The organism is bacterium, from assembly GCA_027622355.1.
GTDB lineage: Bacteria > UBA8248 > UBA8248 > UBA8248 > UBA8248 > JAQBZT01.
This window is the reverse complement of sequence record JAQBZT010000127.1, coordinates 1-8,070: the sequence shown is the minus strand read 5'-3', so window position 1 is coordinate 8,070 and position 8,070 is coordinate 1. Positions and strand designations below refer to the sequence as shown.

Sequence of the window (8,070 nt, the reverse complement as noted above, 5' to 3'; positions counted from 1 at the left end):
CCACGCGCTGGCGAATCAGCGTGTCGAGCCCCACGAAGGCGCCCCCGCAAACGAACAAGATGTTGGTCGTGTCCACGCGGAGGAACTCCTGGTGGGGGTGCTTCCGGCCGCCCTGGGGCGGCACGTTGGCGACCGTTCCCTCGATGATCTTCAAAAGGGCCTGCTGAACCCCTTCGCCCGAAACGTCGCGGGTGATGGAGGGGTTCTCGCTCTTGCGGCTTACCTTGTCGATCTCGTCGATATAGATGATGCCCCGCTCGGCGCGCGAGACGTCGAAGTCGGCGGCCTGCAGGAGCTTGAGAATGATGTTTTCCACATCCTCGCCGACATAGCCCGCCTCGGTCAGCGTCGTGGCGTCCACGATGGTGAAGGGAACGTCGAGCAGCCGGGCCAGCGTCTGCGCCATCAGCGTCTTGCCGCAGCCGGTCGGGCCGATGAGCAGAATGTTGCTCTTCTGAAGCTCGACATCGTGCAGATCGACATTGGCGTCGATCCGCTTGTAGTGGTTGTAGACAGCGACCGAGAGAATCTTTTTCGCCCGCTCCTGGCCGATGACGTGTTCATCGAGAATGGTCTTGATCTCGGAGGGCTTGAGAAGTGCTTTCGCCTCGCGCTTCCGCTCCTCGTTCCACTCCTCCACCATGATGTCGTTGCACAGCTCGACACACTCATCACAGATGTACACGCCGGGGCCGGCGATCAGCTTTTTGACTTCCTCCTGCCCCTTTCCGCAGAAAGAGCAACGGAGGGAATCATTCTTGTCGGAAGCTTTCTTCGGCATTTTCCTCTCCCTGGGGCACCCGGTCTGCGGCCGAGAGACCGCTTGCAACGAGGAAACGGCTTGTCTTAGTTTCCGTTTTTCCCCGTACCGTCTTCTTTGTCTTTCTTCTTGCCGCGGCCCGCGCCGTTCTCGGGAATTTCCGCGCGCGAGACGATGACGTCATCGATCAGCCCATAGGCTTTCGCCTGAGTCGCGCTCATGAAGTTGTCGCGGTCGGTGTCAAGCCCAATCTGTTCGATGGTCTGGCCGGTGTGCGTGGAGAGAATTTTGTTGAGTTCCTCGCGCATCCGGAGAATTTCTCGGGCCTGGATGTCGATGTCAGACGCCTGGCCCTGAACGCCGCCGAGGGGCTGATGGATGAGGATGCGCGAATTGGGAAGCGCGTATCGCTTGCCCTTCGCGCCAGCCGTCAGCAGGAGGGCGCCCATGCTGGCCGCCTGGCCGATGCAAATCGTCGAAACTTCCGACTTGATGTACTGCATCGTGTCGTAGATGCCGAGGCCCGCCGTCACCGAGCCGCCCGGGCTGTTGATGTACATCGCAATTTCCCGCTCGGGCTCCTCGGCCTCGAGAAAGAGGAGTTGGGCCGTCACAAGATTGGCGACGTTGTCGTCAATCGGCGTGCCCAGGAATATGATCCGGTCCTTGAGGAGCCGGCTGTAAATATCGTACGCCCGCTCACCGCGGCTGGTTTGCTCGACCACCATGGGAATCAATGCCACAGTACTATCCTTTCTCTTCAGAATCGGCGGCGGCTTCTGCTTCAGGGGCCTCCTCACCGGAGCCCCCCTCCTCGACAATCACCTCCACCATTGCCCGCTCATACAACCATTCCACCGTCTTATTATACGCCATATTCCGGACAATGGATTCCATGCCACCCGTCATGGCCAGGCGCTTTTGCAGCTTCTCGGGCTCCATCCGGTAGCGGGCGGCCATTTCCTGCACGTACGCCTCGATTTCCCCCGGAACGACATGGATATCCTCTTTCTCCTGAACCCGGTCCACCAGGATCAACTCGCGCACCCGGCGCTCCGACTCGGGGGCCAGCACCGTCATCATCTGCTCGCGCTGGACGTCGTCGATCCGGGCCTCGGGATTCTGGTGTTGAAGCTGGTGTTCGTAGTCGTGAATCTGCTGGACCGAATGATTCTGGATCAGCGTCGGCGGAACCTCGAAGGGGTTCGCCTCGCACAGCTTCCGCATCATCTCCTCGATGCCCTGGGAGTGGACGGCGGTTTCCTGGTAGGACTCCAGATCCTTGCGAAACTGCTCGCGAAGCTCATCGGCAGTGGAAAAACCCCTGCCGAGGGATTTGACGAAATCATCGTCGAGCGCGGGCGGGTTCGGCTCCTTGATGGAGCGGCACTTCACCCGGAAGAGAAGCTTCTTCCCCTGCAGCTCGGGGGGGGCGTTCTCGGGGACATCCACCTCGAATTCGCGCTCCGCGCCCGGCTCGATCCCGGTGAGCGCCGCCTCGAGCTCGGGCTCGGCCTGCGCTTCGCCAAGGAGAGCCGACTGGTTTTCCCCCTTCGTGTTCGCCACCGGCTCCCCGCCATCGAAACCCTCGATGTCGAACATGACGTAATCGCCCGGCCGGGAGGGGCGCTCGACATCCTCGAACGTCGCGGCGGATTTGCGCAATTTATCGATTTCCGCATCCACCGCTTCATCGGTGATGGGCTGGCTCTTCACCTGTACTTCCAGACCGGTATAGGGAGCGAGTTCGAACGGAGGAATCACTTCCACCGTGGCCTTGTAGGTCAGCTCGGGCGCATCATCTTCCATCTGGATGTCGGTGACGTTCGGCTCCCCGACCGGGCGCATCCCCTTCTCTTCGAGAAGCGAGCGGTAAGAGTCGCTGATCACGCGGTTGAGGACCTCGGCGCGGACCTCTTCGCTGTAGTAGCGTTCCAGAACGTTCCGGGGAATCTTCCCCTTCCGGAATCCCTTGATGCGCACGCGCCCGCTCAGACGCTTGTAGGCGCGCTCCATCTCTTTGTCCACATCGGCCCGGGGAACGCCCACCTCGAGCTTTTTCGTACAGGCATCAACGTCGGTGACAGTGGCCGGCATGCATCGGCTCCTTGCAAATAATAAAATATCCGCCCGCCCGGCCCTGCCGGGGAGCGTGATCAAGCGTGATACGGGCAAGCGTGATACGGGCAACCGTGGTGCGAAGGGGGGGACTCGAACCCCCACGCCCGAAGGCACAGGATCCTAAATCCTGCGCGTCTACCGGTTCCGCCACCTTCGCGGGGCCGTTTTCCCCCTTCCAAGCCGAATCGCCGCCATACACTTCAAAGGGCCGCAACGCGGCCCCGAAGGTGGACACTCTAGACAATCCATCCGCAGGCCGTCAATTGGAGAAAGACCCGCTGGTTCGGCCCGCAAAAACCGCCGTTTTTCGGGCCAGGGCAGGAGATTGCGCTGCTAGGCCGGGGACTTGTCCGCTTCCTCCGCACGCGGGTCATAGCCCAGATTCGGCGCAAGCCACTTTTCGGCCTCGGCGAGGAGAATTTCCTTTCGGCGGGCGTAGTCCGCCACTTGGTCTTTCCCCACCTTCCCCACGCCGAAGTAGCGGGCCGCGGGATGGGAGAAGTAATAGCCGCTCACCGAGGCGGCCGGCATCATGGCGAAGCTCTCGGTAAGGCGGATCGCGGCTCGCTCCTCCGGTCGGAGCAGAGCAAAAAGAGGTCCTTTCTCGGTGTGATCCGGGCAGGCCGGATACCCCGGTGCCGGGCGGATCCCGCGGTAGCGCTCCTGGATGAGCAGCGCACTGTCGAGGGCCTCGCCGGGGGCGTACCCCCAGAATTCCTTGCGCACGCGCTCGTGGAGCCGCTCGGCGAAGGCCTCGGCGAGCCGATCGGCCAGCGCCTTGGCCATGATGGCGCTGTAGTCGTCGTTCTTCTTCTCGTATTCCGACACGAGAGCGCCGAGGCCGATCCCCGCCGTCACGGCGAAAAACCCGAGATAATCCCCCACCCCGCTCCCGGGGGGGGCGATGAAGTCGGCCAGACAGAAGTTGGGCGTGCCGGGCGCCTTTTTGATCTGCTGGCGGAGAAAGTGGACGCGCAGCGCAATCTCATCTTTCGATCCACTCGTGAAGACATCCACATCATCGCTCCCCGAGCGCGCCGCCGGCAAAATGGCGATCACTCCCCTCGCCTTCAGAAGCTTCCGCTCGACGATATCCTCAAGCATGGACAGGGCGTCCTCGTAGAGACTGCGGGCCGCCTCGCCCACATTTTTATCCTCGAGAATCTTGGGGAAAGTTCCGGCGAGCTCCCAGGTACTGAAAAAGGGCGTCCAGTCGATTCGATCGCGAAGCTCATCGAGCGGGTAATCCTCGAACACCTCCTCCCCGATCAAGCGCGGCCGCGGCGGGGGCGTCTTCTCCCAATCGGCTTCGAAGCGGTTGGCACGGGCCTCCTCGAGCGTGCACATCTGGGAGCGTTTCCGGCGGCCCTCGTGATTTTCCCGTAACCCCGCATACTCCGCCCGCACCTGCTCGGTGAAAGCCTCCCGCTGCCCGGGCGCCATCAGATTCCCAACCACCCCGACGCTCCGCGAGGCGTCGAGCACATAAATCGTCGGCCCGCTGTAGCGAGGCTCAATCTTTACCGCCGTGTGAACGCGCGAGGTCGTGGCGCCTCCGATGAGGAGCGGCACCTGAAAGCCCTCGCGCTCCATCTCGCCCGCCACGTGCGCCATCTCCTCGAGCGAGGGCGTGATCAGGCCGCTCAGGCCGATGATGTCGGCGCCTACCTCTTTCGCCTTTTTCAGAATATCGGCGGCAGGCACCATGACGCCCATGTCGATCACTTCGTAGTTGTTGCACTGGAGCACCACGGCAACGATGTTTTTCCCGATGTCGTGGACATCGCCCTTGACCGTCGCGATGACGACTTTCCCGTTGCTGCTGCTTCCTTCGCCGTCGGCTTTCTCGGCCTCGATGAAGGGGATCAGATGCGCGACCGCCGCCTTCATCACGCGGGCGCTCTTGACCACCTGCGGAAGAAACATCTGGCCCGAGCCGAACAGATCGCCGACGATGTTCATGCCGTCCATCAAGGGACCCTCGATAACCTCGATCGCCCGCTTCGCCTGCTGACGCGCTTCCTCGGTGTCCTGGGTGATATATTCGGCAATCCCCTTGACGAGGGCTTGGGCGAGGCGCGTTCCCACCGGGAAGTCCCGCCAGCTCAAATCCTCTCTTTTCTCATGCACCTGGCCCTTGACCGAATCGGCCACCTCGAGGAGCCGGTCGGTGGCGTCCGGGCGGCGGTTCAGAATCACATCCTCGATGCGTTCGAGCAGATCGGCGGGAATCTGCTCATAGACCGTCAGCTGGGCGGCATTCACGATGCCCATGTCCATGCCGGCGCGGATGGCGTGATAGAGAAAGGCCGAGTGCATCGCCTCGCGCACCGGGTCGTTGCCCCGAAAGGAGAACGACACGTTGCTGACCCCGCCGCTGATCAGGGCGTGGGGCAGGTTTTCCTTGATCTGCCGGATCGCCTCGAAATAGGCGCACGCATAGCCGTTGTGCGCTTCGATGCCGGTCGCCACCGCGAAAATATTGGGATCGAAGATGATGTCCTGCGGCTCAAAACCCGCTTTCTCGATCAAAAGGCGATAGGCCCGCGTGCAGATCTCCGCCTTGCGCTCGGCGGTTTCCGCCTGGCCCTCCTCGTCGAAGGCCATGACGAGCACCGCCGCGCCGTAGCGGTGCACCCGCCGGGCCTGCTCAAGAAAAGGGCCCTCCCCCTCCTTGAGGCTGATGGAGTTGACGATGCCCTTGCCCTGGACACACTTGAGGCCCGCCTCGAGCACCTCCCACTTCGAGGAGTCGATCATAATGGGAACGCGGCTGATGTCGGGCTCAACGGCGATGAGGCGCAGGAAGGTCGTCATCGCGTGAACTGAGTCCAGCATGCCCTCGTCCATGTTCACGTCGATGATCTGGGCGCCGTTCTCCACCTGATGGCGGGCCACCTCGAGCGCTTTCTCGTAGGCCTCCTCCCGGATGAGCTTGGCGAAACGGGCCGAGCCCGCGACGTTGGTCCGCTCTCCGATGTTCACGAAGTTCATCCCGGGACCGATGTTCAGGGGCTCGAGGCCGCTGAGGCGGCACCTGCGCGGAACCTCGGGAATCTTCCGGGGAGCGGCCTTCCGCATCACCTCCGCGATGGCCTTGATGTGGGCCGGCGTCGTCCCGCAGCAGCCGCCCGCAACGTTCAGAAACCCGCTCTGGGCGAACTCCTCCATGATCCCGGCCATGTATTCGGGGGTGTCGTCGTACTCGCCGAATTCGTTCGGAAGCCCCGCATTCGGGTGAACGCTGACATAGGTGTCGGCGACACGGGAAAGCTCCTCGACGTACTGGCGGAGTTCGGCCGCCCCGAGCGCGCAGTTGAGGCCGACGCAAATCGGCTTCGCGAAGGAGATCGAGTTCCAGAACGCCTCGGTGGTTTGTCCCGAGAGGGTACGGCCGCTGGCGTCGGTGATGGTTCCCGAGATCATGACGGGGGTGCGAACGCCGTTCTCCTCGAAATATTGCTCGATGGCGAACAGGGCGGCCTTGCAGTTCAGCGTGTCGAAGATCGTCTCGACGAGGAGCAAGTCGGAACCGCCGTCGAGGAGGCCGCGGATGGATTCGGTGTAGGCTTCCACCAGCGCATCGAAGGTGATGTTCCGGAAGCCCGGATCGTTCACATCGGGCGAGAGGGAGGCGGTCCGGTTGGTGGGGCCGAGGACGCCGGCGACGAAACGGACCTGGGCGGAGCCACCCGCCTCGAATTCATCGGCCGCCTCGCGGGCGAGCCGCGCCGCGGCGAAATTGAGATCATAAACCTGATCTTCGAGCTGGTAGTCCGCCTGGGAGATCGCGGTGGAATTGAACGAATTGGTCTCGATGATGTCCGCCCCCGCCTCGAGATAGGCGCGGTGGATGTCTTTGATGATCTGGGGCTGGGTGAGGCAGAGCAGATCGTTGTTCCCCTTGAGACTGCAGGGGTGATCCGCGAACCGCTCCCCCCGGAAGTCGCGCTCATCGAGACCGCGGGCCTGGATCATCGTGCCCATGGCCCCATCGAGGATCAGAATCCGGGACTGAAGAAGCGGGGGCAACATGGCTGTCCGCTGTCCCTGGGTCGTTTTTTCCGCCGTGACCATCTCTCCTCCGGGGCCGGCCCCATCCCGAAATGCCCCGCCTTGGGGGCACCGCATACTATATCATCGAATCCGGAGCGAACCGGGCACGCCATTTGCGCAAAAAAACCGCCGGGCTAACACCCGGCGGCATCACGGCGAGAGCCGGGCGCGCTAGGCACTCTCTCCGCGCATCTCCTCGATGGAGGCAAATGCATTGTGCGCGTGGATGGACTCGAAATTCTCCACCTCCACCCGGAACCAGCGAATGCGCGCATCCTGTCTGAGGCGAAGCGCGATCTCCCGCACAAGGTCTTCCACGAACCGGGGGTTGTCGAACGCCTTTTCGGTGACGAACTTCTCGTCCTCGCGCTTGAGAACGGGATAGAGATCGCAGCTTGCCGCGCCCTCGACCAGCTCGATCAGCTCCTCGATCCAGAGTTCCCCCTCGAACCGCGCCCGGAGAGCCACCACCCCCCGCTGGTTGTGCGCCCCGCGATCGCTGATCTCCTTCGAGCAGGGACACAGCGTCGTGACCGGAACCTCAACAGAGAGGACAAAGTCGTTGCCCGCGCCCATCGAAGCCTCGAAGACGCATTCGTAGGACATCACCCCCTCGGAGCCGGTGACGGGAGCCGCCTTTTTCATGAAATAGGGAAAGGAGACCGAAAAATGCGCCGTCTCGGCGTCGAGGCGCTCACGCATGGTCTGCAGAAGATGCGGCAGGCGCTCGATACTGATTAGCCCGTTGTTCTCGTTCAAGATCTCGAGAAAACGGCTCATGTGGGTTCCCTTGAAATGGTGCGGCAGATCGACGTACATGCTCACCAGGCCCACCGTGTTCTGCGCTTCCTTGGCGCGATCCTTCACCACGATGGGGTAGCGGATGTTCTTCACCCCCACCTTGTCGATATCCACCTGCCTTTGATCGGGGCTCGCCTGAACGTCGGCCAGCTCGGTCACATCCAGCGGATTGATGGTCATTGCGGGCAGTTCCTTTCTCGGCAGCCTCTAGGCGTCCGGTCCTTCGGGGCCGGATGCGCTGTCCTGAAGTCTGCGGCGGTCGATCTCCGCCATTTTTTCGGCGACGGCGCGGGAGAGGTCCACCCCCCGCGCATTCGCATAGTTCATGAGGG

The 8,070-nt window shown here is 62.4% G+C and carries 5 protein-coding genes and 1 tRNA gene; all 6 read right to left on the bottom strand.

The window, feature by feature from the left end; all coding sequences use genetic code 11:
• Positions 1-781, bottom strand: a 781-nt coding sequence (gene clpX / locus O2807_08685) for an ATP-dependent Clp protease ATP-binding subunit ClpX (protein ID MDA1000571.1), incomplete at its 3' end; no start/stop codon positions are given.
• A gap of 65 nt (positions 782-846) precedes the next feature.
• Positions 847-1,503 carry an ATP-dependent Clp endopeptidase proteolytic subunit ClpP gene (gene clpP / locus O2807_08680; GenBank protein MDA1000570.1) on the bottom strand — a complete coding sequence of 219 codons (657 nt, stop codon included), beginning with the start codon at positions 1,501-1,503 and terminating at the stop codon, positions 847-849.
• Positions 1,504-1,507: 4 nt separating this feature from the next.
• Positions 1,508-2,857 carry a trigger factor gene (gene tig / locus O2807_08675; protein ID MDA1000569.1) on the bottom strand — a complete coding sequence of 450 codons (1,350 nt, stop codon included), beginning with the start codon at positions 2,855-2,857 and terminating at the stop codon, positions 1,508-1,510.
• A gap of 96 nt (positions 2,858-2,953) precedes the next feature.
• A tRNA-Leu gene (locus tag O2807_08670) sits at positions 2,954-3,038 on the bottom strand.
• A gap of 176 nt (positions 3,039-3,214) precedes the next feature.
• Positions 3,215-6,958: a methionine synthase gene (metH, locus tag O2807_08665; GenBank protein ID MDA1000568.1), complete on the bottom strand. Its 3,744-nt coding sequence runs from the start codon at positions 6,956-6,958 to the stop codon at positions 3,215-3,217.
• 150 nt (positions 6,959-7,108) lie between these two features.
• Positions 7,109-7,918, bottom strand: coding sequence for a GTP cyclohydrolase FolE2 (folE2, locus tag O2807_08660; protein ID MDA1000567.1), 810 nt, complete (start codon positions 7,916-7,918; stop codon positions 7,109-7,111).
• Positions 7,919-8,070 lie beyond the last annotated feature (152 nt).